This is a genomic window from Kitasatospora griseola (assembly GCF_044999035.1).
GTDB lineage: Bacteria > Actinomycetota > Actinomycetes > Streptomycetales > Streptomycetaceae > Kitasatospora > Kitasatospora griseola.
The window spans coordinates 85821-112142 of the sequence record NZ_CP173361.1 but is presented as its reverse complement, the minus strand read 5'-3'; the positions used below and the strand labels follow the sequence as shown (position 1 = coordinate 112142).

Here is a 26322-nt window from a genome sequence, read left to right as displayed (position 1 = left end):
CGGCCTTTGATCGGCCAGGGGGAGTTCCGGGAGGGGGTTCTCGAGGCGGGAGGGAGGGGGGAGGGAGGTCACGGATTGTCACTAACGGGAGAGGCGCTTCTTCGCCCAGCCGTAGCCGGTGACGGCCACGACCGCGCCCAGAACGACCAGTCCGGCCATCGGCACCGGAGCGTCCTGCTCGCCCTTTGCGGAGGCGGCGGAGGCGGTGTTGACCATGCCCGGCGACACCTCCGCCGGGAACGCCTTGCCGCAGTCCGAGACGGCGTTGTAGCCGCCGCCGGCCTTGGCCACGCAGGCCTGGACCGCCTCCCGGCGGGCCTTCTGCGACGGGCTCTCCTGCCCGCCCGTCTCGGCCTGCTGCTTCGCCGTCTCGGCCTGCTGCCTGGACAGCTCCAGCTCGACGCGGGACGCGTCGAGCGCGATCTGCGCCTTGCGGACCTCCGCATCGGCCTGCGCGGCCGCATAGTTGGACCAGGTGACCATGCCCGTGGCGGCCAGCACCACGGCGCCGACCCCGATGCCGGCCTTCGCACGGGGCGAGAGCTTCGCGTTCGGGGCGTAGGCACCATGGAGCGGCGGGCTCTTCCACGACGGGACCGACGAGATGTCGTACGCCGGATCGTTGTAGACCGACTGCTGCTCGGCCATAACGGATGTGCCTCCTCTGAGCTGGGGAAACGTACGGGTGCTGCATTCGGCGCTCGGCGCCTTCGGCAGCCACCAGGCACTCGTCCTGGTGGCCACCGGAGAAGCCGACACATGGTGGCTGCGGTCAGGGCCGGTAGCCCTGGGCCAGCAGTTCGGCGGCCTCCACGCGGTACTCGGAGGCGGTGGCGGACGACGAGACGTCCAGTTCGCGTTGGATGTCCGCCAGCGGCAGGCTCATCGGCCGCAGCTCGCCCGTTTCGGGGTCGGCCGTCCGCAGACACATCCGGGCGACCTTGCGGACGGCCCGCTGGCGCGGCGTCAGCTTCGCGACGTCCTCCGCTTCGACCGCGAGCCGCTCGATTTCGGCGGTGGCGAGCCGCGTTTCGGCGGCGCGCCGCTCCGCTTCGGCAGCGGCCTCCCGCGACTGCGCGGCCGCGACCGCTGCGGACTCCCGGCGGGCGATCTCCTCGGCTTCCCTCCGGGCGATTTCGAGGACGGCGAGCCGCGCTTCGGCGGCACGCTGCTCCGTTTCGGCGGCACGCTCATCGGCTTCGGCGGCGGCCTTCCGCGCCACCGCGATGGTCTGCGTATCGATCGCCGCGGCCTCGGCAGCGGCAGCCTTGTCGGCGTCCGCCGCCTTCCTGCGGTCCTCGGCGGCAGCCAGCTCCAGCCGGGCCGTCTCCCGGTCCGCCGCAGCCACCGCCGTACGCTCCTTGGCCTCAGCGCTCTCGGCGGCGGCAGTACGGGCCCTGGCCTCGGCGACCAGCGCCGACTCCAGCGCCTCCTCCTCCTTCGCGGCGGCCCGCTCCGCGGCGGTGACCTGTGCCTGCGCGTGCGCCCGGGCCTGCCCGGTCTCACCGTCGACCGCGGCACGCACCGTCTCCAGCGCACCGTCCGCGCGCAGCGCCTCGGCCTGGGCCGCGGTCTCGGCCAGCCTGCGCCGGGTTCCGGCCTCCAGCTTGCGGAGCGCGGCCTCCTCGTCGCGGATCTCGGCCGCCTGCTCCTGTTCTGCGGGCATGGCCAGCGCCCGGGCGACGGTGTAGCCGTAGGGGGCCATCGTCATCGGCAGCAGCTCGTCCTGCCCGGCCGCCGACAGGTCTCCGTCGTACTTGCGCTTGAGCCACAGCTCGTAGGCGATGAGCTCCTGGTCGCGGCGGACCATCTCCGGGTAGGAGTGGACGTCGTACAGGCGCATCCGCCGGTAGACCCGCCCCGTCCGCACCGGGGCGAGCAACCAGCGGATCAGCGGAATCGAGTCCCGTTCGGCCCGCTCGGGCCGAACGACGCGGTCGATGGAATCCCGGCCCACGTCGACGACCACGATGAACAGCACCGGCACGATGCCGTGCGCGGCGACTGCGACATAGTCCAGCCACCCCCAGTGGCCCTTCGGCGCGGCGGACGCCGCGTTGAGAACCACCGTGGCCGCCGTGAGCAGCCACACCGGGTACCGGATCCAGCCGACGGGGCGCCGGAGCCATGCCATGAGCAGGTCGATCGCAATCAGCACCATGATGCCGGTGTCGACACCGCCGGTGAACAGCTGGCCCTGCCGCAGGGTGCCGAAGCCGAGCCGGTCGAAAGCGAAGCCGGCGACGTGCTCGAAACTGAGGTAGAGGCCGATCCCGGCAAGGGCGAGCGCCGCTGCCACAATGCCGGCGGCCGCCCACTTCTGGGGAGTCGTCAACGCCCCCTCGGACGGCAGGGGCGAAACGATGCCCGGCATCGCCGAAACGACGCCGGACGTCGCCGAAACGGTCTCGGCCGCGCCCGAAGCGGACACGGCCGGTGCCGAAACGGGGCGCGCGACAGGGCGCGACGGAGTGGGCGGGACCGCCTTCGGCGGCATGTCGATGATCGTCACGAAGGCCTCCGGAGGGCTCGAATCAGGTGGAGCCGAAACGGCGGCCGCTGCTCCCGAAACGCACCTGGGGTGCTTCCGAAACGGCCGCCGTTGTCGGCGAAGTGGGGGCGGCCGGGCCCGAAACGGGCCTCGGTCAGGTGCGGGTGGCGACGGCGGTCGGGATCGCCCGGCACTCGGCGGCGTGCTCGTTGGCCCACCGGCGGGCGTTTTCCATCGAGTAGGCGCCGCCGGCCTCGTCGCCACACGTCAAGCACTGGTAGCCGTAGTTGCAGGGGCCCGATGTGGCGATCAGTGCGACTAGGCCGCCGCCCACGGTGCGGAAGGTCAGCACGGTGCGCTCCGGCAGCTCCGGCCCGGCCGGGCGGTCGGCGCGAACCAGCTTCAGCTCGGCGCCCAGTTCGGCGATCGTGCGGTCGCAGGCGGCGAGCCGCATGTTCGTCTCCAACCGGAAGGATTCGCCGTCCGCGTCGCGCTGGCGCAGGCGCACGTTGACGGCCGCCAGCTCCTTGCGCAGCTCGGCGGCCTCGCCCTCGCGCTCCGGGGCGAGTTCCTGCCGTGCAGTGAGGTCTGCCAGCTTGCGGTTGGCGTCGGCGAGGGAGGTCTCGGCCGTCTCGGCGCGCTGGACCAGGTCGGCGAGGGCTCCGGCGGTGATGAGCTTGAGCATCATGTCCTCCTGTGCGAGGGCGGGGTCGGTCGGTCAGCTGTGCAGCCAGGCGGTGCGGTCGGGGGCGCCGTCGGTGTCGAGCACGCGCTGGACGTACTGGGTGACTTCCTGGCCGCGGGCGGTGTGGCCGCGCCGGGTGAGGGCGGCGGCGAGGGTGCCCGTGCGGAAGGTGTCGGCGGCGTCCTGGTCGCCGGAGGCGATGCGGGCGGTGATGGTGCGGGTGAACCGGCGGTGGTCGCGGACCTCGGTGACGGTGTCGCGCACGAAACCGAACATGCAGCCCTCCTCGGAGTGGGCGCTGGTCAGGAGTGCAGCTCCCGCTGGCGCAGCGGGTGGCGGGGGACGGTCAGGTAGTCGACGACGGATGCGGTGCTCACGAACGGCACGCCGGGCACCCGCTGGTGGGGGATCAGCGGGAGCGCCTTGTTGAGGAGCGCGGCGAGGGCCGCGGCCTCGCCGCGCATGGCGCCGAAGCGGGCCCACAGTTCGTCGGGGGTGACCGCGTCGTCGGTGTAGTCGGCGGTGGTGAAGGCGGTCGCGGCGAGGCGGGCCTGGGCCAGCTGGACGCTGATCCTGGCGGCCAGGTCCTCGTGGCCGGGCGGCAGCGGGTCCTCCAGGGTCATCAGGGGCTGCAGGTCGATGCGCGGGGGCGGGGTGTGAGCCATCGGATGCTCCTTCTGCGAGGCGGGACGGGCGGTGCGTCGGGCACCTTCGAACACCGCCGCGCCCGGCCCCAGGTGGTCCGGGGCGGAGCACGACGGCGAACGACAGCAACCGATGCGAAATCAGGCGGCCAGGCGCTGCAGCGCGGCGACCTGCTCGGGGTGGGCGACCTCGTCGAGGAGGTGGCGCTGCTCCAAGAGCGCGCCGGCCGTCGGGCCGGCGGTGGGGGCGGGGTCGGCGAGGACGTGCTCGGCCCAGTAGCGCAGGGCGGCCTCGCCGGGCTCGGCGAGGACCTGGTCGCGGTCCTCCCAGGCGGTGCAGTGCCGGACGGCGATGGTCGCGCCGAGGATGCGGGTGGTGATCTGCCAGATGGGCCACTCGGTGCGAGGGCCCGGGTCGACGGCCACGACCTCGTAGACAGCGCCGGAGTAGCCGGAGCGGTAGATCCCGCCGACGCGGCGGGGGCCGATCTGGCAGGCGACCCACCGGCGGTAGGAGACGGCGTCGTGGGCGCGGCCGGCGGGAACGAGAGTGGCGGTGCGGTGCTTCACGAACAGCCTCCAGAGGCGGGGGAGTTGAGAGCGCCGCCGCGCCCGGTGGCGGGCGCGGCGGCGCGGGTGGCGGTCGGGGTGAGGTCCGCGGCGTCGTTGTCCTCGATCGCCTGGTGCGCCTCCGCGATGCGCAGCATCAGGTCCGGGTCACTCGCCACCGCCGGGGGTGGGCGGGGTCGGCGGCGGGGCCGGGGTGGGCGGCGGGGTGGGGATCGGCGGCACGCCGTAGCCGCCGTTGAACTGGTGGTCGGGCACGGGGCTTCTCCTTCTCAGCTCTGCTGGCCGGTGCCGGACCCGGCACCGGTGCTCGCCGCCCTGGCGCGGCGGAGCGCTTCTTCCATCTGCTGGCGCTGGGCTTCCTCGGGGGTCATCGGGTGCCTCCTTGTGCGGGCGCGGGCGAGGTGGGCGGTGCCGAGGGCGTGGGCGGCGGGGTGGGGACGGGGGTTCCGCCGGCGAAGGCGCGGCACTGGGCGAGTTCGGTGCGGGTCACTTCGGTCCTCCGGAGGGGGTGATGGCTTTGAGGGCTTCGGTGGCGGCGCGGGCGGTGACCTTCGCGGCGGCAGCGGCGGCCTTGGCGGCGAGCAGCTTGATCAGTGCTTTGGAGGCCATGGCGCGGTCACACGGCCGTGGGGAGGGTGCGGAGGGTGGTCAGGGCGTCGGCCGCCGTGCGGGGGTGGGCGACGGTGCGGGAGCGGTGGCGGCTGGCGGGGGCGGGGGCGGGCCGGGCGGTCGGGGTGTTCGTGGTGGCGCGGACCAGGCCGGCGGGGATCTCGCGGCGGCGCGCCTGGTCGGTGTGGACGCGGTCGACGAGGCGGCTGGCGACAGCGGTCAGGGCGTCGAGGCCGGTGTGGCCGTCGGGCAGGCCGTGCTCGGCGACGTGCAGCCACACGTCCTGGGCGACGTCCTCGTCCAGGACAGTCGCGGTCGGGCCGACGGCGGCGAGGAGCTCGGTGACGGCGGCCTGCAGGCGGCACGCGTAGCGGGTGTAGAGGTGGTCGAGGTCGGTGGGGCGGTGGGGGATGATGGTGTCCACGGTCGTTCTTCCTCTCGTCTGGTTGGCGTGGTGGTGTGCGGCCGGTCGGGCCTCGGGGGTGCAGTCCCTGGGGCCCTCTTCTGTGTGCTGGTCGTACGGACGACCACGGCCGCCGCCCGCCCCGGTGTGGTGTGCTGGGGGTGGGCGGCGGCCGTGACGGGCCGTGCGGCGGCGGTGGGGTCAGGCGGCGCGGGATTCGGCGAAGCAGTCGAAGTCGTCGGTGACGTCCACGCCGGCCGCGTCGAGGACCTCGACGTTCCAGGCGTGGCCGCGGTCGGCGGCCCGCATCACGACCGAACCGATCAGGCCGATCTGGCGCCGGGTCAGAGTTCGCTCCATCAGGCGCGCGTAGGGGCCGTAGGAGTACCGCAGCAGGAACGTCTCCTCGACCGGCCGCGCGACGGGCACCGGAACGAGCTGCCGGACCGCGATGTACGGCACGGCCAGGTTGCGGTGGGTGCGGGCGACGCCGACCAGCCGGACGTGCTGGCCGACGGCGTAGTGGTCGGCGGGGGTGGTCATCGCCGCGGCGAGGTCCAGGCGCGCCAGGCCGCAGGCGCCGTCGTCGGCGCGCAGGTGCAGCCAGACGGTGCGGCCGGTGAAACGCCGGTCGGTGATCGTGGCGGTGGCGGTGACGAGGCGGGCGTCGGTGAGCCGGTGCAGCGGGGCGGTGGCGAGGCCGGACAGGCCGAGGAACGTCGCCCGGAACGCGGTGCCGATGTCGGTGGCGGCCGGGGCGGTGGTGGTCGGGGTGTCGAGCGTGGTGGTCATCGTGGCCTCCGGGGGCGACGAGAAGCGGCGGCCCGGAGGAATTCCGGGCCGCCGCAGCGGGGGTAACAGATATTCAGGTGGTGGTGCCGAGCGGGCGACTCAGGCAGCCGCGGTCCGGCGCACCGGGCTGGCCTGGCGGATCGCGGCCTCGGTTCGGGTCTCGGCCAGCGCGCGGGACTCCTCGCGGGTGTCGCGCTCCTCGACCTGCAGGTCGGGCCCGTACAGGCGCCGACGGCTGTCCGCGTGCAGGGCGTAGGAGGTGCTCCGACGCATCATGTCGGCGGTCTCGGCCGCGGGGGACCGCTCGGCCCACTCGGCGACCCGACGCCGCAGCTGCTGCTCGGCCTGGCCGCGCTCGGCGACCCGCTGCTCCTGCTCGGTGCGGGCCTGGGCTGCGCGGCGCTGCGGCTCCTGGCGCAGCAGCTGCAGGTAGGCGAAGGCCAGGCGGCTGCCGTCCGTGCAGTGCGCGCGGCCGGTGCAGGCGGCGCAGCGGGAGCGGTGCGTCAGGTACTGCGTCCGTGCGGAGCCGGCGGTGGGCCGGACCGGCGGGAGCTGGTGGAGCGCCGGCTCGGTCGGGGTCTTGACCTTGCGCAGGACCTTGGTGGGGCGGCAGGCCGCGGTCTCGGTCAGGCCGTCCTCGATCCGGGCCACCCACTGGGCGACGGTGAGGTCGAGGACGATGCGCTGGCCGCTGCCGGGGCAGCGGGTGTCGCATCGGACCAGGTGGTTGTCGACGTCGTACCGCTGGCGGCCGAGGTCGGTGGAGCGGTGTGCCGGGATCATCCCCCGGATGAGCTTCCGCCAGGTACGGCAGTCGGCGCAGACCACGGTGACGGGCTCGTCGGGGTGGAGGTTGATATCGGTGGCGAGGATCTTCGAGGCCTTCACGGCGGGCCGGCCGTTGTGACGCATCTGGGTCTCCCTCAGGCTCGGGGCGATCGGCGGGGGCGGTTGAGTTCTCCGCCCGCCACAGCCCCGAGGGCTGTGGAGAGCGGGCAGCGCAACCGCTGCAGTAGGAACTGCCGTAGCCCGGCGGCGGGGGACCTCGTGGTTCGTCACCCCTGTGCCGTGGTTGGCCCGGTTCAGGTGGAGCTATTCAGATGTCGGGTCGACGAGGTCTTCTGGTGAAGGCCTCGCTGAACTAACCTTAGGTTGCCTGAGGCAGCCTCAGGTGTCAAGCGGTATAGTGAGGCTGCCAGAGAGAAGCGAAGGAGGCGACAGCACGATGAGCAGGCCCGACAACCGACCGCCGTACGCGCGGATCGCCAGCCACTACCGCGACCGCATCAGCACCGGCGATCTGCTTCCGGGGGCAGTGATGCCGAGCAAGGTCGAGTTGGCTGCTGAATGGGACGTCAGCAAGGCCACCGTGGACCGGGCCATGAAGCTGCTCCGAGAGGAGGGCCTCATCCGCGGCATCCCCGGTGTAGGAACCGAGGTCATCGGCTCGCCCATCGCGCTGTCCTCTGGATCGCAGCGCCAAGACCGGGGCCAGCACACCGGTTCATCCTGGGGGACCGGCGAGCGATCCGACTCACACACCGCGGCTCTTGTGCCAGCGCCGGCCGACGTCGCCCGGGCGATGGGCATAGAGGCTGGCACGGAGGTCATCCGTCGATCGCGCGTGTACCGAGACTCGCACGGCGTTGTTGCCCACTCGACATCCTGGATCCCGGGAGAATTCGCGGACGTCGCACCGGAACTGTTGCGCGGCGAGAGACTTGCCGCCGGAACCTCGCTGGACGTGATCGCCGCCAAGGCCAATCGCCGCCCGGCCCGTTGCTGCCATACAACAGGCGCACGCATCGCCACTACGGACGACCTCACTCTGCTTGAGCTCAGCCCAAACACCGTGGCGGCGATCCTTGTCCTGGGTTCCGAGTTCATCGACACCAACGACATGGTGATCGAGTACGGCGTCGATCTGGGCGCCCCAGGACGCACGCGCACCGAAGTCGAGGATATGCCGAAATGACCGTTCCGACCTGTGTCCTGATGGTGGGCCTGCCCGGATCGGGCAAGACGCATCTGGCCAGAGCCCTGGAATCCGCCGGCCTCGTCCGGATCAGCCCGGACGAGGAGGTGTGGCGCAGACACGGACACTACGGTCGGGACTTCCCCCGCGGCGAGTACCTCGTTCGCGAGCGCCCGGTCCTGGCTGAGCTCGCAGCAGAAGTGATTAGCCATCTGGGTGCAGGACAGTCGGTGGTCTTCGACCATGGGCTGTGGACGGAGGCCGAGCGTCGGGAGTGGTGCGAGCGGGTGGTGTCGGCAGGGGCCGCTCCGCTGCTCGTCTACCTGCCAGCTACGTCGGACGAGCTCTGGACTCGCCTCCAGGTCCGTAACCACAACACCTACACCGACCCGAACTCGATGTTCATCTCTGAGAACGATCTCGAACGGTTCAGCGGACGATTCCATCCGCCCGGGCCTGACGAACAGCACATCGTCTACGACGGCCACCCCGAATCGGTGCTGGCCATCGTGGATAAGCGCCGCACTTGCACCTGACCGCGTCGCCACCGGTTCCCCCTCCAGTCCCTGGCTGGGAGATCACGGTGCATCAACTGCCAACGAGCAAAAAGTGACAGCGGGCGGTGACAAGCCAGATGTCACCGGTGGTTGTCACCTCCGAACACTCGTACTGCACTGCCAGACTCGCTGAACACCGACTGTGGGAGGGATCTGCTATGGCTGCTGACGACAGGCCAACGTGGGCGCAGCGCATGGTGGAAGAGCGTGCGGCACGGGGGTGGTCGCAGGCCGACGCGGTGCGCGCGATGATGGCTCGACTTCCGGCGGGCCAGGTCGTGGTGGAGCAGGATCTGCTGCGGCAGTGGAAGCGGTGGGAAGCCGGCGAGACTCAGCCGACCAAATACAAGCGGCAGATCGCCAGCACCTTCGGCACCACTACCGGCGCGTTCTTCCCCGAGCGCGGACGGCGGGACGGCCGGGCCGAGATCCTCCAGGTCAGCGGCATGGACACCGTCGACATTATCGCCCGGCTGCGCCAGAGCGACATCGACCAGGCCACGCTGGACGCCCTGCGGATCACGGCGGACCGGCTCGCCTGCGAGTACGCCTACATGCCGGCCGACCAACTGCTGGTTGAGGGCAGGGCGTGGCTGGGCAGGGTCGTCGGGCTCCAACACCAGCGGGTCAGCCTGGCCCAGCACCGCGAGCTGATTGCTCTCGCGGGCCAGCTGTCGCTGCTTGTGGGGTGCGTGGAGTACGACTCCGGACGGCCGCGCGATGCCGAGGCCACCCGTCAGGCCGCGCTGCTCCTCGGCGTGGAGGCGGGCGAGCTCGGGGTTCAGGGCTGGGCGCACGAGATGCGGGCGTGGTTCTGCCTGACGCGGGGGGACCACCGCGGCGTCATCGCGGCCGCCGAGGCCGGCATTGCGGTCGCTCCGACCGAGTCGGTGGCCGCGCAGCTCTATGCCCAGAAGGCGAAGGCGTGGGCTAGGTTGGGCGACCGCCAGCAGACCGAGGTGGCCCTCGACCAGGGGCGCCTGCTGCTGGAGCGGCTGCCGTACCCGGATGACATCGAGAACCACTTCGTGGTGGACCCGGCCAAATTCGACTTCTACCGGATGGACGCCTACCGGAAGGTGGGCGAGGACCGGCTGGCGGAGCAGCTGGCGGGCGAGGTGATCCGGGCCAGCACCGATTTCGACGGGACGGAGCGGGCGCCGATGCGGATCGCCGAGGCCCGGGTCACCCTCGGTGTGGTCGCGGCCCGCGACGGCGACCTCGACACCGCGCTGGCCTTCGGCGAGCGTGCTCTGCAGGGTGACCGACGGTCACTTCCGTCCCTGGCGATGGTCTCCGCCGACCTCGGGCAGGTCCTCCACAGTCGGTTCGGCCATGCGCCGGAGGCCGTCGAGTTTGTCCAGCATCTGCGCGAACTGCGAGGTTCGGGCTGATGGAAACGAACTTGACCCTCCGTCTGATCATTGGATCATCAGATCGACACGGTGAGCTGGCAGTTACTCCGTGCGTTGTCCACAGGGGTAGTCTTGCCCCGTCAGTGATCCAAAATGACTTCGCCGCCCGGACCCGAGGGTCCGGACGGCGGTCAAGTGGAGCGGCGCCCGGCCAGGGGCCCGTCCCGGTCAGCCACGCAAGGGGTGGTGACGTGATGAAGGGTACCCGCAGCCGGGTCCTCCTGAACGCGCGGCACCCCGCCGTGGAGTCGACCGAGGTTTCTCGGGTCTCGCTCCGGCGGGGTGCCGTCTCTGTATGTGTGGCCGGTCACGGCGGCCCCCAAGGCTGGGGGTGTTCCGTGACCTAGATGAATGATGCGAAGGGTTAGTGGTCGTAGGCGGTCAGCGAGCGCATGACGGGCTGACCGGTCCGGTCGTTGTGCCAGATCGCCGAGGTCAGTGCGAGGATGCGTTGCAGGACACGGACCATCACCCCGGCCGGCGTGCGGCCCTGGTGGCGTTCGAGGTCGAGTTGGGCCTTGAACGTCTGGTTGACCGACTCGATGATCTGCCGCAGCGGCTTGAACAGCCTGGCTCCGGCCCGCTCGGGTTCGCCCTTGCGGGCCGGGCGGAGCAGGTGGACGCCCCACTCGGCGAGTTCGTGTTCGAAGGCGCGGCCGTAGTAGTGCCGGTCGCCGATCAGGGTCTGGCCCGGTCGGGAACCGGCCAGGTCGGGTTCGGCGTGGAGGATGCCGAGCAGGGTCTGGCGCTCGTCGGCCTTCGCGCCGGTCAGCGCGAACGCGACGGGCAGGCCGTGCAGGGTGCACACCAGATGCAGGCGCAGACCCCAGAAGTAGCGGGAGTGGCTGGCGCAGTAGCCGTACTCGGCCCATCCGGCCAGGTCGGAGCGCTTGGCGGTCTCGCGTGAGCGCCCACATTCCACCGGGGTGGAGTCGACGACCCACACGCTGTCGGTCCACAGCGAGGTGTCGATCGCGACCAGGCGGTTGACGCGGGCGATCAGGCCGGCGGCCTTGCGCAGGCGCCGGTTGTAGCCGGACTGCCCGGGCAGGTACGGGAACAGGTGCCGCAGGCGGGCGGTGGCGTAACGGATCCAGCGGCGCTCGGAGGTGAAGCCGAGCAGGGCCTGCATCACCGCCAGGGTGACCAGTTCGGCATCGCTGAGCCGGGGCGCGATCCCGATCTCGGGTCGCCACGGCGCCAGATGGGGCGATTCCTTCAGCAGGTCGTCGGTCTTCACGTAGAGTGCGGTCGCGAGGGAGTCCAGGTCAGGCGTCACAACCGACCTTTGGACTCCCTCGCGTCATTTCATGCACGCCAGCGAGCCCTTGGCATCAATCATCTAGGCCATCATCTACGGTGCCCGACCGTTCCACGGGTCTTGCTCCGCCGGCCGCTCCCCGGGACTTTCCACCCCGGATCAACGCGACCACCTGCTCTCGGGCTTCCCAACCGTTGAGCAGGTTGCTGGAGATCGGACTTTCCACCCGGTCACCAGCGGTACTACCGGCCTCCGCCAGGAGGCCAACCCAAATAGGTCCCTAGCCAGGACCAGCACCAGCACCAGCAGTCGCAGTGCCGCTACCGGCTTCCAACCGGTCGCAACAAGCAGTTGCAGCACCGGCTCCGACGAGGAGCCATCCGCAGTCGGGGCCCCTCCCAGGGCCTCGGCTGCGCCCAGATCCACAACCGCCCAGAAGAAAGACAGACAGGAGGTCACCGATCCAGTTCCAGCCCCCTCGCGGGGGCCGCACCATCCGTCCCGCCGAGGCGGGCCGGCCCTCTGCGCATTTACGTACAGAAGGAGGCGTTGTCATCTTGCCCCAGCTCACGAGCCCTTTCCAGTCTCCCCGCCCCATGGTTGTCGATCATGGTGTCCCCAGTTTGACCTCGAACGATGGGATCCGGGAGCGGGGAAGGATCCCCTCCCCCGCTCCGGCCTTGGCATTCGCCGGGGGACGGGTTGTCGGACGGATTGTCGGACCGACCGCGCGCGGCTCCGAAACCGTGACGCACATCACTCGTCCGGATGATGGTGTCGAGGGGGAATTTGACGGCCCCTTGGGTGTAGAAGCGGTCGGCCCGCACATTCCCGGCCAGCGTGCTGGCGGGTCGACGGCCCCCGTACGCACCGAGGCCGACGTGGCAGAGGATGCGTTCGGCACCCGCTTCCCGGTCGCCTGGCTCGCCCGGTTCACCGGGGACCAAATCCGGGCTGTGACCGTGGTGGGCGACTACTGCCGGAGCAAGGCGGGGTACTGCTGGGCATCGAACGCGACGATCGCGGGCGGGCTGGGCCTGCACGAGAAGACGGCGGCCTCACTGCTGCGCGAGGTGGAGGGCGTGCTGGTGGAGTGCGATCACCGCGCAGGCGGCACTGTCGCGCGGCGGGTCGAGCAGGCCGGCCGGGATGTGCGCGCGGTGTGGATCTCGGCGGTCGCCCGGAACCTGCTGTCCGGCACCAGGTTCAAGGTGTACTGCGCGCTGTCCTACCGGGAGCACCTGGAGACGACGACGTCGGCGAGGCAGCTGGCCGCGCTGTGCGGGTTGCGGGCCGAGACCGCCCGCGTGGTCGCTGCCGAGCTGGTGGCGGAGGGCTGGGTTAGCCGGGAGGGGGAGGTCGGCGGGGCGTTCCGGTACACCGTGCACCCGGTCCCGCTGGTCGGCGTGGTGACGCAGGAGGCACTGTTCGCGCAGCCCCAGAAGGGCCGCCCCCAGGCGGAGTCGGCCGACGTCGAGGACGTCGAGGAGGTGTCCGGCTGCCCGGGTCAGCTCGACCTGTTCTCCCTGCCGGAGGCGGTGGATACCCCCCTCGTTTCGGCTCCGCCCTCCCCCCTCGATCTGGCTCCACCCTCCCCCCTCGTTTCGGCTCCACAATCAAGCTCTCTTGATCAAGCTCCTGTGAACAAGCCCCTGCGCGCCGTTGGTGGTTGCGGTTCCGGCGTAGCCGAAACGTCCGTACCGCGCGACGCCGCGCCGGCCGATCCGGTGGCCGCCGTCGCCGAGCAAGCCGCCGTCGTGGCGTGCCTGGTTGCGGCTTCGCCGGAACCGCCGAAGACTCCCAGCGCGACCACGACCAACCCCACGAACGGGACCTCCGCCGTGCCGTCGATGACGGTCAGCGCCGAGGTCCACCAGGTCCTGCGTCTGGTGCCCGATCTGGTGAACCGGATGGACCGCTGGCAGCAGCGGGAGGTCGCCCGGGCGGTCGGCCAGGCGATCCGCGAGGTCGGCGGCGACGTCGAGCGCGTCGCCCAGCGCCTTGAGCGCCGGTACGTCCTGGAGCGCGACGAGATCCGTGACCCGTACGCCTGGCTCGCCGCCCCGGGACGCAACCGCGGCCTGGTCCGGCGCGGCTGCCACCTGCCCACCTGCGAGTCTGGCACCGACGTGGAACTCGGCGGCGAGTGCCAGACCTGCGCGTACCACGTCGAGGGCGCCCAGCACCGGCACGCGAAGCGCCGCCAGGCCGAGCGGGACCAAGTCCTGGCCGAGGCCCGCACCGCCCCGGCCCCGGTGCTGGCGGACACCGACGGCCACGCCGACCAGGCCGAGGAACAGCACCCGGCCTACTGCGACCGGCACGTGCGGACCGTGCTGCCGTGCGGCCTGTGCGCGCCGCTGCTGGACCAGCAGCCCACCATGCCCAAGGTGCCTCGGGCGATCGACGGAGCCGAGCTGCCCCCCGTCACGGTCCCGGCCTGGATGACCGTGGACAACTCCGAGGGCGTCGCCTTCCGCGAGCAGCTGGCCGCCCGCCGCCGTGAGCGCGAACTCGTCGGGAGCCGCTGATGACCACGTCCACCGGGGCCGACCTCGCCCGCACCGCCCTGCGCGCCGCCCGCCAGGTCGCCCGCACCAGCGGCAACGCCTCCACCCAGCGCACCACCCGGCAGGCTACGGTCGTGCGGCGAGGCCTGCGCAAACCCGAACCGATCGCGGACGTGTTCCTCGCCCTGGTCGCCGCACACGGCTGGACCCTCGGCACCGCCGGCGGAAGCCTGCGCGACCGCTGGCCCGCGATCGTCGGCCCCGAGGCGGCCGCCCACTGGCACCTCGCCGGGTACGACCCGACCACCCGCCGCCTGCGCGTGGTCGCCGACTCCCCTGCCTGGGCCGCCCAGCTCCGCTACCAGACCCGCCGCATCCTCACCGACCTCGAGCAGCTGCGCCCCGGCACCGTCCGGGCCATCGACGTACGCGTCGGCCACGCTCCCATGGCGCAGTACGACCAGGGCCTCGATGACCGGCCCGCCCGCCAGGCCGCGCTCGACGAGGCCGCTGCAGAGCGGGAGGCCATCCTGCACCGGCACTACAACCGGCTGCGCGAACCCGAGAACGCCCACCGGCCCGCGATCGAGGACTCCCCGACCCCGGACGTCGACGAGCACACCCTCCAGCAACGCGAACGCCACCACGCCGCTCTCGCCGTCGCCCGCGCCACTCGGGCCGGAGCGATCCCGCTGCGCACCACCCGCCTGGCTCCACTGCAGACCGGAGCGGCGTGAGCCGCGGCCGGCCGCAGGTGATGCGACACGGTGGCCGCGACAACCCGTTCGCTGACCCGGTCCTGGGCCGCAGCCGATCAGCAGCGAGGTGGGCGCAGGAGCGATCAGAACCGGACGGCACCAGCTCGGCAGCCCCCGCTCGTGCAAAAGGACCCCTAGCTGACCCGGGACCGGGTGCCGGAGCCCGGCTGACCCCCGCTCCCGCGGGGAACGCGTTCGGCCGGACCACCATCCGGCTCGCCCAGGAGGCAGACCCCCGCTCGCGCGGGGAACACGCCACCGCCCCGGCCGGGACCGGCTGCAGCCGCGGCAGACTCCCGCTCGCGCGGGGAACACGACCGCCCCCGGCATCGCACCCGCCCCTGGCGACGGCTGACCCCCGCTCGCGCGGGGAGGAACGCAGCAGCGCACGCATGGCGCGGGGCACGAACGGCTGACCCCCGCTCGCGCGGGGAGGACATGAGCAGCATCATCGCCCTCGGGAGCGGCGGCGGCAGACCCCCGCTCGCACGGAGAGGACACCGTCAGCGCCGAGCTCCTCGAGCTCCTCCACATTGACGCGCGGCGAGGAGAAGATGCCGTCGAGGAGTTCGCGCGCCTCCTGCGGCGGCTGACCCCCGCTCGCGCGGGGAAGACTCTTCCCGCAGGGCGTCTGCGATCCGCTCGCACGGTTGACCCCCGCTCCCGCGCGGGGAAGACCCCAAGGGGGCCGTCACGCCCTGCTCGGTCTGCGGCTGACCCCCGCTCGCGCGGGGAGGAGAGCGGGATCTCCGCGACGTCGGCGATCGCCTCCGGCTGACCCCCGCTCGCGCAGGGAGGAGGAGCTGCTCTTCTCCCACTCGTCCTTGTTCTCCGGCTGACCCCCGCTCGCGCAGGGAGGAGCCGCCAGTGGTGGCGCCATGGTGCGAGAGGTACGGCTGACCCCCGCTCGCGCAGGGAGCAGCTGGAGTCCGCGGTGTGGACCGGCGGCATGGGCGGCTGACCCCCGCTCACGCGGGGAACACGCTGGCGCTGGCGAGGAGTTCGACGCTGTCAACGGCAGACCCACGCTCGCGCAGGGAAGACCAAGCAGGACCGACCGGACCGCTCGTCCCCGCCGTCTGACCCCCGCTCGCGCGGGGAAGACGCCGGCGATTCCCTCACGGTCATGCCGCAGTGCGGCTGACCCCCGCTTGCGTGGGGAAGACTCGGCGATGGCCAGGCGGTACGCCGCGTAACACGGCTGACCCTCGCCTACGTGGGGACGACTGCCGGTGACGGTCCTCCCAACAGACCGTTGTCGGCTGCCCCGCGCTCGCGCGGGGAACACCGGGAGAGAATCGAGGGCCGATGGTGGGCCGACGGCAGACCCTCGCTCGCACGGGGAACACGTGGAAGTCGAGCGGCCAGCCCCGCCTGGTGACGGCAGACCCCCGCTCGCGCGGGGAACACGAACTGGCGGTCGAGCCCCGGACCGGCGGTGACGGCAGACCCCCGCTCGCGCGGGGAACACATCGCCACCGCCACCACCTCGGGCCTGATCGGCGGCTGACCCCCGCTCACACGGGGAACACCGGGGCCCTCCGGCGCCGGTGGTCGTGCGGACCGGCAGACCCCCGCTCGCGCGGGGAACACCACCTTGCTGAGTACGCGTTCGTCCGTCAATCCGGCAGACCCCCGCTCGCGCGGGGAGGAGGTAGTCGGCGACGTCCTGCGGGAGCGGGTCGGCGGCTGACCCCCGCTCGCGCGGGGAGGAGACGTCGGCGAGGGCGCTCATGAGTTGGGGTTCCGGCTGACCCCCGCTCGCGCGGGGAGGAGGCCTGGTGCGCGTCCCGGACCCTGCTGTCGTGCGGCTGACTCCCGCTCGCGCGGGGAGGAGATCGGCTACGGGTACGGGACCGGTGTCAAGGGCGGCTGACCCCCGCTCGCGCGGGGAACACGTCTGCAGCGCCCCCGGGTCGGTGACCTCGGTCGGCAGACCCCCGCTCGCGCGGGGAACACGGCGCGACGGCCGCGCAGACCTTCGTGAAGGGCGGCAGACCCCCGCTCGCGCGGGGAGGACGAGCAGTCAGCGCCGCTCGTGTCCCTCTACCGCGGCTGACCCCCGCTCGCGCGGGGAGGAGGTGCCGGCGCGCTCAGTGTGGTGCGGGACGATCGGCAGACCCCCGCTCGCGCAGGGAGGAGTTCGTCGTAGAAGGGCGGCTTGTCGGGGAACGCGGCTGACCCCCGCTCGCGCAGGGAGGAGTACCGGCAGAACAACGGGTGGTCCTGGGCCGGCGGCTGACCCCCGCTCGCGTGCGGCAGACCCCGCTCGCGCAGGGAGAACTCCCGGGCCCGCTCCTCCTGGACGGCCGCGAGCGGCTGACCCCCGCTCGCGCGGGGAGGAGGGGGCGGCTCGGGGGAGCGGGTCAGGCTGCGGCGGCTGACCCCCGCTCGCGCGGGGAGGACACTGCCTCAACCTCTCCCCGATAGCCCTTGCTCGGCTGACCCCCGCTCGCGCAGGGACGAGACCACCCTCCAGGACCAGCCCGGCCTGATCGACGGCTGACCCCCGCTCTCGCGCGGGGACGAGGGCGTTCCCGTGCTCATCTGGTCGCGCACCGGCGGCTGACCCCCGCTCGCGCAGGGAAGACCAGGGCTACCACCCCGACTACCTCACCCGGCGCGGCTGACCCCCGATCCCGCGGGGAAGACGTCGTCGCAGAGGTCTACGCGGACGGCAGAGGCGGCTGACCCTCGCTCCCGCGGGGAAGACCGGTACCTGATGCCGGCGTCGCGGAGGAGTGCCGGCTGACCCCCGCTCCCGCGGGGAAGAGCCGGTACCTGCATTCATGCAGGTCACCAGCCACGGCTGACCCCTGCTCGCGCGGGGAGGAGTGCCTCGTGATGAAAATCCAGTGCGCCACCGTCGGCTGACCCCTGCTCGCGCGAGGAGGAGCGCTCCAGCCCGTATTGCTCGATCGTGCGGTACGGCTGACCCTTGCTCGCGCGGGGAACACCCGGACTCGCACAGGTCGGACAGCTCGGGGACCGGCAGACCCCCGCTCGCGCGGGGAACACTGCCACGTCACCAGCACGGTGCACTCGCGGGCCGGCAGACCCCCGCTCGCGCGGGGAACACGGCAAGGGCGGCATGGCCCGGATCATCGAGAACGGCAGACCCCCGCTCGCGCAGGGAGAACTCCCGGGCCCGCTCCTCCTGGACGGCCGCGAGCGGCTGACCCCCGCTCGCACAGGGAGCACTTCGAGCTGATCACGGTTCCGAACGCGCTGATCGGCAGACCCCCGCTCACGCGGGGAGGAGTTCTTCCGGTCCCGCCACGCCTGCTGCCGAGCCGGCTGACCCCCGCTCGCGCGGGGAGGAGATATCCGCCTTGAACCGCTGCCAGAACGGCGACGGCTGACCCCCGCTCGTGCGGGGAACACTGCGCCGGCGGCAAGGAGCAGGCCCGAATTGTCGGCAGACCCCCGCTCGCGCAGGGAACACGAGGGAGTCCCCGTCAGGAGGACGACGTCTGCCGGCAGACCCCCGCTCGCGCGGGGAACACCGGTCCTCCGGCTCGTCCACCTCCGTCTCGGCCGGCAGACCCCCGCTCGCGCGGGGAACACTCGGATGCCTGGAGCTCAGACGTGCTCGGCAGCGGCAGACCCCCGCTCGCGCGGGGAACACCCAGACATGACCGACAACCTGTACGTGTGGTGCGGCAGACCCCCGCTCGCGCGGGGAACACACGGCACCCCACCGGAGCGAGACCCAAGAATCCGGCAGACCCCCGCTCGCGCGGGGAACACCACACGGCGTGTCTCGTGCTCTGACCAGCGCATGGCAGACCCCCGCTCGCGCGGGGAACACGTGGTCGAGGCCGACACCAGCGCCGGCGACGACGGCAGACCCCCGCTCGCGCGGGGAACACGTGAGCTGCTGGCCGCAGGGGCTGAGGTTCTCCGGCAGACCCCCGCTCGCGCGGGGAACACGCACGACCGCGACGCGTTCAAGGAGGTGTGGCTGGCAGACCCCCGCTCGCGCGGGGAACACGCTTCTGGCGTTTCATCCAGTTGTCCGCAAGCGGCAGACCCCCGCTCGCGCGGGGAACACCAGTGCGTCCCTCCCGCCTTCTCGCACCGCTCCGGCAGACCCCCGCTCGCGCGGGGAACACGCCGGGATTCCCGTCGATGACAACGACGGCAACGGCAGACCCCCGCTCGCGCGGGGAACACCCGAGCGTCCACTCAATCGAGCCGGGGGAAGTCGGCAGACCCCCGCTCGCGCGGGGAACACTTCGACAGGTTTCCGATCGCGTCGAGGAACGACGGCAGACCCCCGCTCGCGCGGGGAACACCGAACAGCACGTCCACCGGATCGCTCAGCTGCTGGCAGACCCCCGCTCGCGCGGGGAACACTCCACGTCGACCATCTGCACCAGCACAGTCGCCGGCAGACCCCCGCTCGCGCGGGGAACACCAGTACTTGAAACCCAATACATGCGCAATGGGTGGCAGACCCCCGCTCGCGCGGGGAACACCGATCCGGCTACCGTCCTGCCGATCGGCTGGCCGGCAGACCCCCGCTCGCGCGGGGAACACGCCATCGTGTCCATGTACGCGGCGCGCAGGTGCGGCAGACCCCCGCTCGCGCGGGGAACACTCCGCGAGCAGGAGCATCCTCTCCATCGCAGACGGCAGACCCCCGCTCGCGCGGGGAACACGCGTCGGTGCGGGACGGGTGGACGTCGGCCATCGGCAGACCCCCGCTCGCGCGGGGAACACCCTTCGCGACCTGCAACGCCCTGGCGGCTTTGCAATTTCTTTGCCGTGCCTGGCTGTTGGCGAAGGTTCAGATATCAAGGGACGACAAGCAAGGTCATCGTGTCACGGTGGTACGACGTTGCCGCTGGGAATGGAGGTGTGCCGCTGACCGACTCCCGCTCGCGCGGGGAGGACGAATCCTGAAGGCATCATGGTCTACCTCGCCGACCACATTGATCCCGGACGCCTGCCCGACCAGGGCACACCTCGACAACTGGAGGACCTGTGAGCACCACGCCGCCCGACCAGGAACTGCGGGACTCGTTCGTCGAGGCCAATCGCCTATTGCACCGCCGACAGGCCGACTTCTATCAGCAGACAAGCGACAGGCAGGCCGCGCTTCGAGCCGCCCTCGCTCCGGAAGCAGGGGCCTGGCAGCAGAGCACCGCCTTTACTTACCTCAAGGGATTCCACCACGACGTCATCCCGCTGCTACCCGACCTGTTCCGCTGGGCCGTCAAATCCGAGCGCTGGGCCGGACCCGCCCGCGAGATCATCGCCCGCATCCCGAGCGACCAGCGCATACCACTGCTGGAGCCGCTCTTTCTGGACCACCTCGCAGCAGCCGAGGACGACGACTACCCGAACCTGGGCAGCCTGGCTGCCCGCTGCGAAGCGTGGTCTCTTCTGGAACGACTCGTCCAACAGGCCGAGACCCATGCCAGCCCCGACGTCCGCGAAGTCATCGAGCACTACAACCAGACCTACAGCCCCATGTGGCAGCACAAAGCCTGAAAGGGTGCTCAACAGGGCCTCCCCCCAACTGTCCGGCCTTTGGTCACGACTGCACGGCCCGGTTCCGCGATCTCGTGGCGGCCGGGCCTGTGTCCGCAAAGCGATCAACTGTGACGGAGCGACGTCGGCACACCCCTCGAACCTGAAGGACGATCAGTGGCAGCTCGTCGAGACGATGCTGGTGCGGTGGCGAGCGACCCGGGAAGGACATGAGCTCAGCCGGCTCGGGCGGGGTGTCGTCTGGCTGACCCCCGCTCGCGCGGGGAGGAGATCGCCAGGATGTGATCCAGGCGGAAGCGGATCGGCCGGCCCCCGCTCGCGCAGGGAGGAGGGGGCTCTTGCGCCGGTCCGTCAGGCAGCAGTCGGCAGACCCCCGCTCGCGCGGGCAACACGAGGGGACGAGCCCGGGCTCGGGCTCCTCGTGCGGCAGACCCCCGCTCGCGCGGGGAACACGCCTGCTCGGTGGAGACCTCCAGCCCGATGCGCGGCAGACCCCCGCTCGCGCGGGGAGGACGGTTGGCCCGCTACGACCGCCGCAAGGCCAGCGGCTGACCCCCGCTCGCGCGGGGAGAAGAACGTGGAGATCCCGGCCGACCTGCGGGACCGCGGCTGACCCCCGCTCGCGCGGGGAGGAGGTCAAGGCCCGCAAGATCCAGGGCATCCGCGGCGGCTGACCCCCGCTCGCGCGGGGAACACGGAATTGACGGTACGTAGCCGACACGCGATAGCGGCTGACCCCCGCTCGCACGGGGAACACTCGAGCATCGCTGCGTTGCCTACGCGTACATGCGGCAGACCCCCGCTCGCGCGGGGAGGACTTCGCCGTCACCGGCCCCGAGATCCCCCCAGGCGGCTGACCCCCGCTCGCGCGGGGAACACTCGATTGGATTCGCGGGGTCGTCACCCTGGGGCGGCAGACCCCCGCTCGCGCGGGGAACATTTCGATGCGGGCGACGCCTCCGTTGTGGGCGGCGGCAGACCCCCGCTCGCGCGGGGAACACAGCACGTACTGCGGCGGCAGCCTCCGGAGCAGCGGCAGACCCCCGCTCGCGCGGGGAGGAGCCGAACGCACCACCGCTGACCAGTACCCGAGGCGGTTGACCCCCGCTCGCGCGGGGAACACGTCGTCGACGCCGCCTGAGCGCGGGGGACCAGTGGCTGCAGTTCACCAACGCGGGTAGTACTCGTCCCAGAAGGCTTCCTCAGCAGGCTCGACCTCCCCGGCAGGGGCGAACCAGTGGGTCTCGAAGTACTTCGCGAGGGAGTAGGGGTGCTGCGGGTCGCTCAGCATCCGGTGAATGAACTCCCCAGCGGAGCAGTCGAAGCGCTCCCAGGGTTCCCACTTGTCGCTCCGGGCGAAGATCGGCCAATACTCCGGATCCGAGTCCTTCACCAGCCAGCAGAACGAGTGCCCAGCCGAGGTCGTCGCCCACTGCAGGAGTTTGACCGCGGACTGGCCGGAGGGGATGGCACCGGCGAATTCGGTACGGTCCGCACGGATCAGTTCAAGGGCCAGACGGTGCGATCCAGGCACACAGAAGTCGAGGTTGTCGTCGAAGGTCCCCGCGCCGAAGGTCTCCCCCAGCAGTTTGTAGTCCTGGGGAAGACGAAGGCCGAGCTCCCGTTCCGCGGACGCCCACTTGATAAGCCTGCGGTCCCCGCTCCAGCCGGTCAGCGCGGCCACCTCCTCGGCCCACAACGACTCAGCAGGTTCCGCGGCGAGATCATCAGCGCTGTCCACGCCAAGGAGTAGACCGCATGGCACAGACACCGATCGCTACCAGGTGAATGATCGGGTCAACGGGTTGTGCACGTTCATCTGTACTTGGCTGAGCACTTTGACGAGTACGCAGACAGGCTGACTCCCCGCACGGGGAAGACCACCTGGGGCGGCGTCGGCAGACCCCCGCTCGCGCAGGGAGAACGTTTCGGCCCCCGCACGCCCGTCCATGTCGTCCAGCTGACCCCCGCTCACGCGGGGAGGACCACCCCGACTGCACCGACCCCGGAATGGACGACGGCTGACCCCCGCTCGCGCGGGGAGGACACCGAAATCGCTGACGGGATCGGCGCGCAGACCGGCTGACCCCCGCTCGCGCGGGGAGGACGGTAGCTGAACCACCAGCGGCGCTCGCGCGGTTGGCTGACCCCCGCTCGCGCGGGGAGGACGCATCAGCCACTCGATCATCGACCGCCGGTGGCGGCTGACCCCCGCTCGCGCGGGGAGGACGTCAATGGCCCGCTGGATCCGTTCGGGGGTGACGGCTGACCCCCGCTCGCGCGGGGAGGACTGTCGCGCCTGTGATCTGCCCAGGAGCCCGTTCGGCTGACCCCCGCTCGCGCGGGGAGGACGGGTGCAGGGTGCCGATGGACTGGATCTCGTACGGCTGACCCCCGCTCGCGCGGGGAGGACGACGACGAGTTCGAGGACGACGACGAGAGCGACGGCTGACCCCCGCTCGCGCGGGGAGGACGCTTCGCGACCTGCAGCGCCATGGAGGCTTTGCTGTTTCTTTGCCATGTCTGACTGGTGATGGAGGTTCAGATATCAAGGAGCGGCATGCAGGTGCATCGTGCCACGGTGGTGCGACGTTGCCGTGGACGGATCTGGTCGTCGCCCAGATCCGCACCAACGCCCCCAGTACGGCAGACTCCCGCTCACGCTGGGGCGGACTCCAGCACGGAGCACACGGCTCCGATCGTCACCGGCTGACCCCCACCCGCGCGGGGAGGAGCGCTGCAGCACCTCGGCGTCGGGGGGTCTGCAGACGGCTGACCCCCGCTGGCGCGGGGAGGATGCGTACACCTTCAGCCGGGCGAACTCGGCCTCCGGCTGACCCCCACTCACGCGGGGAGGACGTGCGGTGGTGCGCGTCGCGTGGCAACGTGTTCGGCTGACCCTCGCTCCCGCGAGGAAGACTAGATCCCCAGCGCCCCGGAGGCGACGATCCACGGCTGACCCCCGCTCGCGCGGGGAACACAACGCCCGGTCCATGCCCGAGCGGTGCAAGGGCGGCAGACCCCCGCTCGCGCGGGGAAGACGATGCGGTCGCTCTCGATGTTGGCGGCGACAACGCGCAGCACGCCGTGCTGGTCGGCAGCGCCTACGGCGAAGACCTGGCCGGGCGGCGACCGGTGGTGGCGGTGCCAAGCGGCGACGAACGCGCGGGCGTCCCGGGAGCGAACCGGCACCAGGTGCAGGCGGAGGTCGAGGTCAGTCACCGGTGCACGATGACCGCCGCTGCGCCTTGTGTCGTGGCCGGGCCCCGTACTGCCGGGAGCCGACTCTGGCCGAGTGGGTGGACCGCCGCCCCGGAAAGTCGGGCGCACACACACGGACCGCCATTTCTTGGGAAATTCTTCAGACCGCTGCCGCCCTTTCACCGACGCCTTCGGGAGGAGTGGATCTATTCCCTCCGAAGGGTTTCGACGAAAGCTTTTGGCGCGACCCCGGAGGGGTGTATTGTCTGGCGCACACGTGAAAAGCACAGCACCAGGACCCCCGCGTGAGCTTGCCGGCGACTCGGGGGCCCTGGTTCCGCTTTCTCTTTTTTCAGTCACCCACGTTAAGGAAACTGTCTTGCTCGATCAGGGATGGACAATCGTTGAGACCACCACTGTGTCCACCACAGTCACCAAGAAGACTACGGCAACTTTGAAGCGAACCACAACGTCGTCATCAAGTTCTGCAGATGTTGTTGATGAGGAAGGTCCATCGGAAGCATCACGGTGGTGGAAGCATCCGGCGATCACTTCGGGTGTGCATGGGTTGACGTTCGTCGGGAATGTTGTCACGCTCTTTGTTCCCGGATATGACTTCCTTGCGGAGGTTCTTCTCGGACTGGAATGTGTGAACCTCATCTTCGACTTTTACTCTGCTCGAAGGTAGATACGCCACCTAGGAACGTTCCCAGGTGCTTAAGCCCAACACAGTGAAGTGAAAAGGTGGTGCGGAACATGTTCCGCACCACCTTTTCACTTCTCAGGTCGGAAGAACGTCCCCGTTTGTTGTTCTGATCCTGATCTGCGAGAAGTAGCGACAGTCCGCATAGTCCTGCATGAAGCCGTCACCGTGCCAGTTGCAGGTGAAGCTGATCCCGTGAAGAGCGTTGACGAGCGTCTGGCACTGCTTCGAGAGTTTCCGCTTCCCCTCGCCGTGGGGAGCGTCGACGGCCCGCTCGATCGGGACGCCGCCGATGGTGATGTCGATGGCGGCGCAGCCGGTGTTGATCTGGCACTTCACGTGGAAGCGGACGCCGCGGGGTGCGTCGCAGATCGGGTTGCGCGGCACCGGGACGGCGGCCGCCGTGGTGCCGCGCGGTGCCGGCCGACGGGCCGCCTTGATGTCGGCCTTGATGAGGTCGACGATCTGCCTGCTGGTCAACTCCGCCGTCTTCCGGGCCTTGGCACCGTAGGTGCGGCGGTCGGCGAAGGCGGGCCGGGTCGGCGCGGCGGCCAGGTCGCCGTGCCGGGCGACGAGTTCGGCGAGCTGGGCGGTGGCGTTGGCGCGTTCGCCGGGCGCGGCCGCGGGATCGTCGGCGAGCCGCTGCAGCTTGGCGGCGCGCTCGCGTACGGCCTGCTCGACCACCAGGTCCTCCTTCGTCCACCGGGTTCCGGGGTCGATGATGGCGTACGGCGCCGACCACCTCCTCACGTGAGTAGGTGCCTGTCGGCGCCCGGACCGGCCGGGGCTCCGTCAGATTCTGACGGTGGCGCCGGGCGTCAGTCTGTGGCTGACGGTGCGCGGCCGCGGCATCGCACCTTAGCTGAACTGCGGTGATTCGCCCTGGGTTCCGACCGTCGCCCTGTGGTGGCGGCCGGAACCCAGGGGGTGGTGCCTCAGAGTTCGGCACCGTGCTCGCCGAGCTGGCCGGTGATGGTGGCCACGCGGTCGCGCAGGGCCGCGGCCCACTGGCCGGGGTGGTCGCTGATCGCGTGGCCGCCGGTCACGAGCAGGAGCTGCGGCCCGGTGAGGGGGTGCTTCTCGTTGACCTCCGGGTCGACCAGGTCGGCCAGGCCGGTGAGGATCTTCGCGATGTGGTTCGCGGCGTCGGCGTCGAGGTGGACTATGTCACTCATGCGCCCGATTGTACCGGGAGCCACCGACAACTCCCTTTGCCTGTAGGTGTACTGACGATCTGTCAGGCGTATGTCCGTGCAGGTCGGGGGCCTTCCCGCCCGCCGCCGGGCCGCCGCGCCGCCTCGGATCTCCGGTCGCGGGCCGGTTCGGACCACCCGTCGAACGGGTGTCCGGGAGGTGGTTCGGTCGAACTGCTTCCCCGTCGGGCCCCTACACCCTCGCTGGGGCTTCTGTCGCGCGTTAACGGTGGTTAACCGCGTATAAGTTCCAGTATTCGCGGTAACCGCTGTGGGAAGATTTCTCCCGTCGGACCCTTCCGCGGCGCGAACGGCCCCGGCGAGGGACGCCCGCCACCCGGGCCGGCGTCACGACCCCCAGGGGTGCGCATGTCCGACGGGCCGCTCGACTTCACATCCTGGCTCCTGCTCCTGACCGACGAACGGTCGCCCGTCGGCGACCTCGCCCGCGACGTCCAACGCGACATCGAAGAAGGCGAGTGGCCCGAGCCCGCAGAGGACTCGTTCGAGTTCTACTACGACTACCTCGACTCCGTGAATGCCTGTCAAGGCGCACTCGACGCGTTCGAAGCGGCGTGGAACCGCCACCAGGAGCTGGTGCGAGCATGAGCACTCCGCCCGCGCCAGGACGGAGTGCGCCGACGAACCCGGCCGTGCCGCCGTCCGCCGGGGATGTCCTCGACCAGGCCGTCGACGCGCTCGCCGACTTCGTTCAGGCCCGGCTCGCCGAGTGCGCCGCCGACCCTGCGGTGTCGGCAGCCGAGCGCGAGCAGTTCGCCGCGCTGCGACCCAGCGTCTCCCGGATCGTCGCCCATGCCTACTCCGTCGGCCCGCCCCAGCAGATCCACGCGTGGCGGCTGCTGAACGAGATGTCGCTGCTCTGGTACGGCCACGACGACCACCCCGACACCCCATGGCTCGAAAAGCTCGCCGCAACCGACCCCAACGCCGCGCTGCGCCACCTCGAGGACGTCCGACAGCAGGCCGACCCAGCAGCAGACTGACTCACCAACACTCCGTTGCCGCAATGCAGTTGAGCTACCCGAACAGGAAGCC

Annotated in this window: 23 protein-coding genes and 2 CRISPR repeat arrays; of the genes, 8 read left to right on the top strand and 15 right to left on the bottom strand. The window is 71.1% G+C overall.

What is annotated here, in order from left to right; translation table 11 throughout:
* Positions 1-81: 81 nt before the first annotated feature.
* The 11 genes from ACI1MP_RS37635 to ACI1MP_RS37585 all read right to left on the bottom strand — a co-directional run bounded on the left by ACI1MP_RS37635 (position 82) and on the right by ACI1MP_RS37585 (position 7106).
* A complete protein-coding gene (locus ACI1MP_RS37635) occupies positions 82-648 on the bottom strand; it encodes a hypothetical protein (RefSeq protein WP_404870976.1) in 567 nt (188 codons plus the stop codon).
* A gap of 124 nt (positions 649-772) precedes the next feature.
* Positions 773-2335: a DUF2637 domain-containing protein gene (locus ACI1MP_RS37630; protein ID WP_404870975.1), complete on the bottom strand. Its 1563-nt coding sequence runs from the start codon at positions 2333-2335 to the stop codon at positions 773-775.
* 310 nt (positions 2336-2645) lie between these two features.
* Positions 2646-3176: a hypothetical protein gene (locus ACI1MP_RS37625; RefSeq protein ID WP_404870974.1), complete on the bottom strand. Its 531-nt coding sequence runs from the start codon at positions 3174-3176 to the stop codon at positions 2646-2648.
* Between the two features lie 33 nt (positions 3177-3209).
* Complete coding sequence (locus ACI1MP_RS37620; RefSeq protein WP_404870973.1) at positions 3210-3452, bottom strand: hypothetical protein; 243 nt, start codon at positions 3450-3452, stop codon at positions 3210-3212.
* A 26-nt stretch (positions 3453-3478) separates the two neighbouring features.
* Positions 3479-3841 (bottom strand): hypothetical protein, encoded by a 363-nt coding sequence (locus ACI1MP_RS37615; protein WP_404870972.1) that lies wholly within the window; start codon positions 3839-3841, stop codon positions 3479-3481.
* Positions 3842-3961: 120 nt separating this feature from the next.
* A complete protein-coding gene (locus tag ACI1MP_RS37610; RefSeq protein WP_404870971.1) occupies positions 3962-4390 on the bottom strand; it encodes a hypothetical protein in 429 nt (142 codons plus the stop codon).
* On the bottom strand, positions 4387-4548 hold the full coding sequence (locus tag ACI1MP_RS37605) for a hypothetical protein (RefSeq protein WP_404870970.1): 162 nt from the start codon (positions 4546-4548) through the stop codon (positions 4387-4389). Before ACI1MP_RS37605 ends, ACI1MP_RS37610 begins: the two co-directional genes overlap by 4 nt.
* A gap of 328 nt (positions 4549-4876) precedes the next feature.
* Positions 4877-4999, bottom strand: coding sequence for a hypothetical protein (locus tag ACI1MP_RS37600; RefSeq protein WP_404870969.1), 123 nt, complete (start codon positions 4997-4999; stop codon positions 4877-4879).
* Between the two features lie 7 nt (positions 5000-5006).
* Positions 5007-5423: a hypothetical protein gene (locus ACI1MP_RS37595; protein WP_404870968.1), complete on the bottom strand. Its 417-nt coding sequence runs from the start codon at positions 5421-5423 to the stop codon at positions 5007-5009.
* A 180-nt stretch (positions 5424-5603) separates the two neighbouring features.
* A complete protein-coding gene (locus ACI1MP_RS37590; protein ID WP_404870967.1) occupies positions 5604-6194 on the bottom strand; it encodes a hypothetical protein in 591 nt (196 codons plus the stop codon).
* A gap of 99 nt (positions 6195-6293) precedes the next feature.
* A complete protein-coding gene (locus tag ACI1MP_RS37585; protein WP_404870966.1) occupies positions 6294-7106 on the bottom strand; it encodes a hypothetical protein in 813 nt (270 codons plus the stop codon).
* Between the two features lie 313 nt (positions 7107-7419).
* Here ACI1MP_RS37585 and ACI1MP_RS37580 point away from each other — a divergent pair, with 313 nt between their 5' ends.
* The 3 genes from ACI1MP_RS37580 to ACI1MP_RS37570 all read left to right on the top strand — a co-directional run bounded on the left by ACI1MP_RS37580 (position 7420) and on the right by ACI1MP_RS37570 (position 10120).
* A complete protein-coding gene (locus tag ACI1MP_RS37580; protein ID WP_404870965.1) occupies positions 7420-8169 on the top strand; it encodes a GntR family transcriptional regulator in 750 nt (249 codons plus the stop codon).
* Positions 8166-8705 carry an AAA family ATPase gene (locus ACI1MP_RS37575; protein WP_404870964.1) on the top strand — a complete coding sequence of 180 codons (540 nt, stop codon included), beginning with the start codon at positions 8166-8168 and terminating at the stop codon, positions 8703-8705. The genes ACI1MP_RS37580 and ACI1MP_RS37575 overlap by 4 nt, the downstream gene beginning before the upstream one ends.
* A 179-nt stretch (positions 8706-8884) precedes the next feature.
* On the top strand, positions 8885-10120 hold the full coding sequence (locus ACI1MP_RS37570; RefSeq protein ID WP_404870963.1) for a tetratricopeptide repeat protein: 1236 nt from the start codon (positions 8885-8887) through the stop codon (positions 10118-10120).
* 385 nt (positions 10121-10505) lie between these two features.
* Here ACI1MP_RS37570 and ACI1MP_RS37565 read toward each other — a convergent pair whose 3' ends face one another.
* Entirely contained in the window at positions 10506-11420 is a 915-nt protein-coding gene (locus tag ACI1MP_RS37565) for an IS982 family transposase (RefSeq protein ID WP_404867869.1), read from the bottom strand.
* 863 nt (positions 11421-12283) lie between these two features.
* Between ACI1MP_RS37565 and ACI1MP_RS37560 the strand changes: the two genes are divergently transcribed.
* The 3 genes from ACI1MP_RS37560 to ACI1MP_RS37550 all read left to right on the top strand — a co-directional run bounded on the left by ACI1MP_RS37560 (position 12284) and on the right by ACI1MP_RS37550 (position 20169).
* Positions 12284-13933 (top strand): hypothetical protein, encoded by a 1650-nt coding sequence (locus ACI1MP_RS37560; protein WP_404870962.1) that lies wholly within the window; start codon positions 12284-12286, stop codon positions 13931-13933.
* Entirely contained in the window at positions 13933-14649 is a 717-nt protein-coding gene (locus ACI1MP_RS37555; protein ID WP_404870961.1) for a DciA family protein, read from the top strand. The genes ACI1MP_RS37560 and ACI1MP_RS37555 overlap by 1 nt, the downstream gene beginning before the upstream one ends.
* A gap of 2948 nt (positions 14650-17597) precedes the next feature.
* A CRISPR array of direct repeats spans positions 17598-19395; the repeat unit is 29 nt; unit sequence CGGCAGACCCCCGCTCGCGCGGGGAACAC.
* Between the two features lie 264 nt (positions 19396-19659).
* A complete protein-coding gene (locus tag ACI1MP_RS37550; RefSeq protein ID WP_404870960.1) occupies positions 19660-20169 on the top strand; it encodes a hypothetical protein in 510 nt (169 codons plus the stop codon).
* 1165 nt (positions 20170-21334) lie between these two features.
* On the opposite strand, the gene ACI1MP_RS37545 is transcribed toward ACI1MP_RS37550, so the two are convergent.
* The 3 genes from ACI1MP_RS37545 to ACI1MP_RS37535 all read right to left on the bottom strand — a co-directional run bounded on the left by ACI1MP_RS37545 (position 21335) and on the right by ACI1MP_RS37535 (position 25248).
* The gene (locus tag ACI1MP_RS37545) at positions 21335-21910 is read right to left on the bottom strand and encodes an SMI1/KNR4 family protein (protein WP_404870959.1); all 576 of its coding nucleotides are present in this window, start codon (positions 21908-21910) and stop codon (positions 21335-21337) included.
* Between the two features lie 154 nt (positions 21911-22064).
* Positions 22065-22643: a CRISPR direct-repeat array (repeat unit 29 nt).
* Between the two features lie 1508 nt (positions 22644-24151).
* A complete protein-coding gene (locus tag ACI1MP_RS37540; RefSeq protein ID WP_404870958.1) occupies positions 24152-24823 on the bottom strand; it encodes a hypothetical protein in 672 nt (223 codons plus the stop codon).
* Positions 24824-25008: 185 nt separating this feature from the next.
* Positions 25009-25248 (bottom strand): hypothetical protein, encoded by a 240-nt coding sequence (locus ACI1MP_RS37535; protein WP_404870957.1) that lies wholly within the window; start codon positions 25246-25248, stop codon positions 25009-25011.
* Between the two features lie 387 nt (positions 25249-25635).
* Between ACI1MP_RS37535 and ACI1MP_RS37530 the strand changes: the two genes are divergently transcribed.
* Positions 25636-25875 carry a YozE family protein gene (locus ACI1MP_RS37530; RefSeq protein WP_404870956.1) on the top strand — a complete coding sequence of 80 codons (240 nt, stop codon included), beginning with the start codon at positions 25636-25638 and terminating at the stop codon, positions 25873-25875.
* Positions 25872-26270: a hypothetical protein gene (locus ACI1MP_RS37525; RefSeq protein ID WP_404870955.1), complete on the top strand. Its 399-nt coding sequence runs from the start codon at positions 25872-25874 to the stop codon at positions 26268-26270. Before ACI1MP_RS37530 ends, ACI1MP_RS37525 begins: the two co-directional genes overlap by 4 nt.
* Positions 26271-26322: the final 52 nt, after the last annotated feature.

Bases quoted from the DNA above. Each gene is read 5' to 3' on its own strand.
- ACI1MP_RS37635 (WP_404870976.1), bottom strand. From the start codon at position 648: ATGGCCGAGCAGCAGTCGGTCTACAACGATCCGGCGTACGACATCTCG.
- ACI1MP_RS37625 (WP_404870974.1), bottom strand. From the start codon at position 3,176: ATGCTCAAGCTCATCACCGCCGGAGCCCTCGCCGACCTGGTCCAGCGC.
- ACI1MP_RS37620 (WP_404870973.1), bottom strand. From the start codon at position 3,452: ATGTTCGGTTTCGTGCGCGACACCGTCACCGAGGTCCGCGACCACCGC.
- ACI1MP_RS37615 (WP_404870972.1), bottom strand. From the start codon at position 3,841: ATGGCTCACACCCCGCCCCCGCGCATCGACCTGCAGCCCCTGATGACC.
- ACI1MP_RS37600 (WP_404870969.1), bottom strand. From the start codon at position 4,999: ATGGCCTCCAAAGCACTGATCAAGCTGCTCGCCGCCAAGGCCGCCGCT.
- ACI1MP_RS37590 (WP_404870967.1), bottom strand. From the start codon at position 6,194: ATGACCACCACGCTCGACACCCCGACCACCACCGCCCCGGCCGCCACC.
- ACI1MP_RS37585 (WP_404870966.1), bottom strand. From the start codon at position 7,106: ATGCGTCACAACGGCCGGCCCGCCGTGAAGGCCTCGAAGATCCTCGCC.
- ACI1MP_RS37580 (WP_404870965.1), top strand. From the start codon at position 7,420: ATGAGCAGGCCCGACAACCGACCGCCGTACGCGCGGATCGCCAGCCAC.
- ACI1MP_RS37575 (WP_404870964.1), top strand. From the start codon at position 8,166: ATGACCGTTCCGACCTGTGTCCTGATGGTGGGCCTGCCCGGATCGGGC.
- ACI1MP_RS37570 (WP_404870963.1), top strand. From the start codon at position 8,885: ATGGCTGCTGACGACAGGCCAACGTGGGCGCAGCGCATGGTGGAAGAG.
- ACI1MP_RS37555 (WP_404870961.1), top strand. From the start codon at position 13,933: ATGACCACGTCCACCGGGGCCGACCTCGCCCGCACCGCCCTGCGCGCC.
- ACI1MP_RS37535 (WP_404870957.1), bottom strand. From the start codon at position 25,248: ATGAGTGACATAGTCCACCTCGACGCCGACGCCGCGAACCACATCGCG.
- ACI1MP_RS37530 (WP_404870956.1), top strand. From the start codon at position 25,636: ATGTCCGACGGGCCGCTCGACTTCACATCCTGGCTCCTGCTCCTGACC.
- ACI1MP_RS37525 (WP_404870955.1), top strand. From the start codon at position 25,872: ATGAGCACTCCGCCCGCGCCAGGACGGAGTGCGCCGACGAACCCGGCC.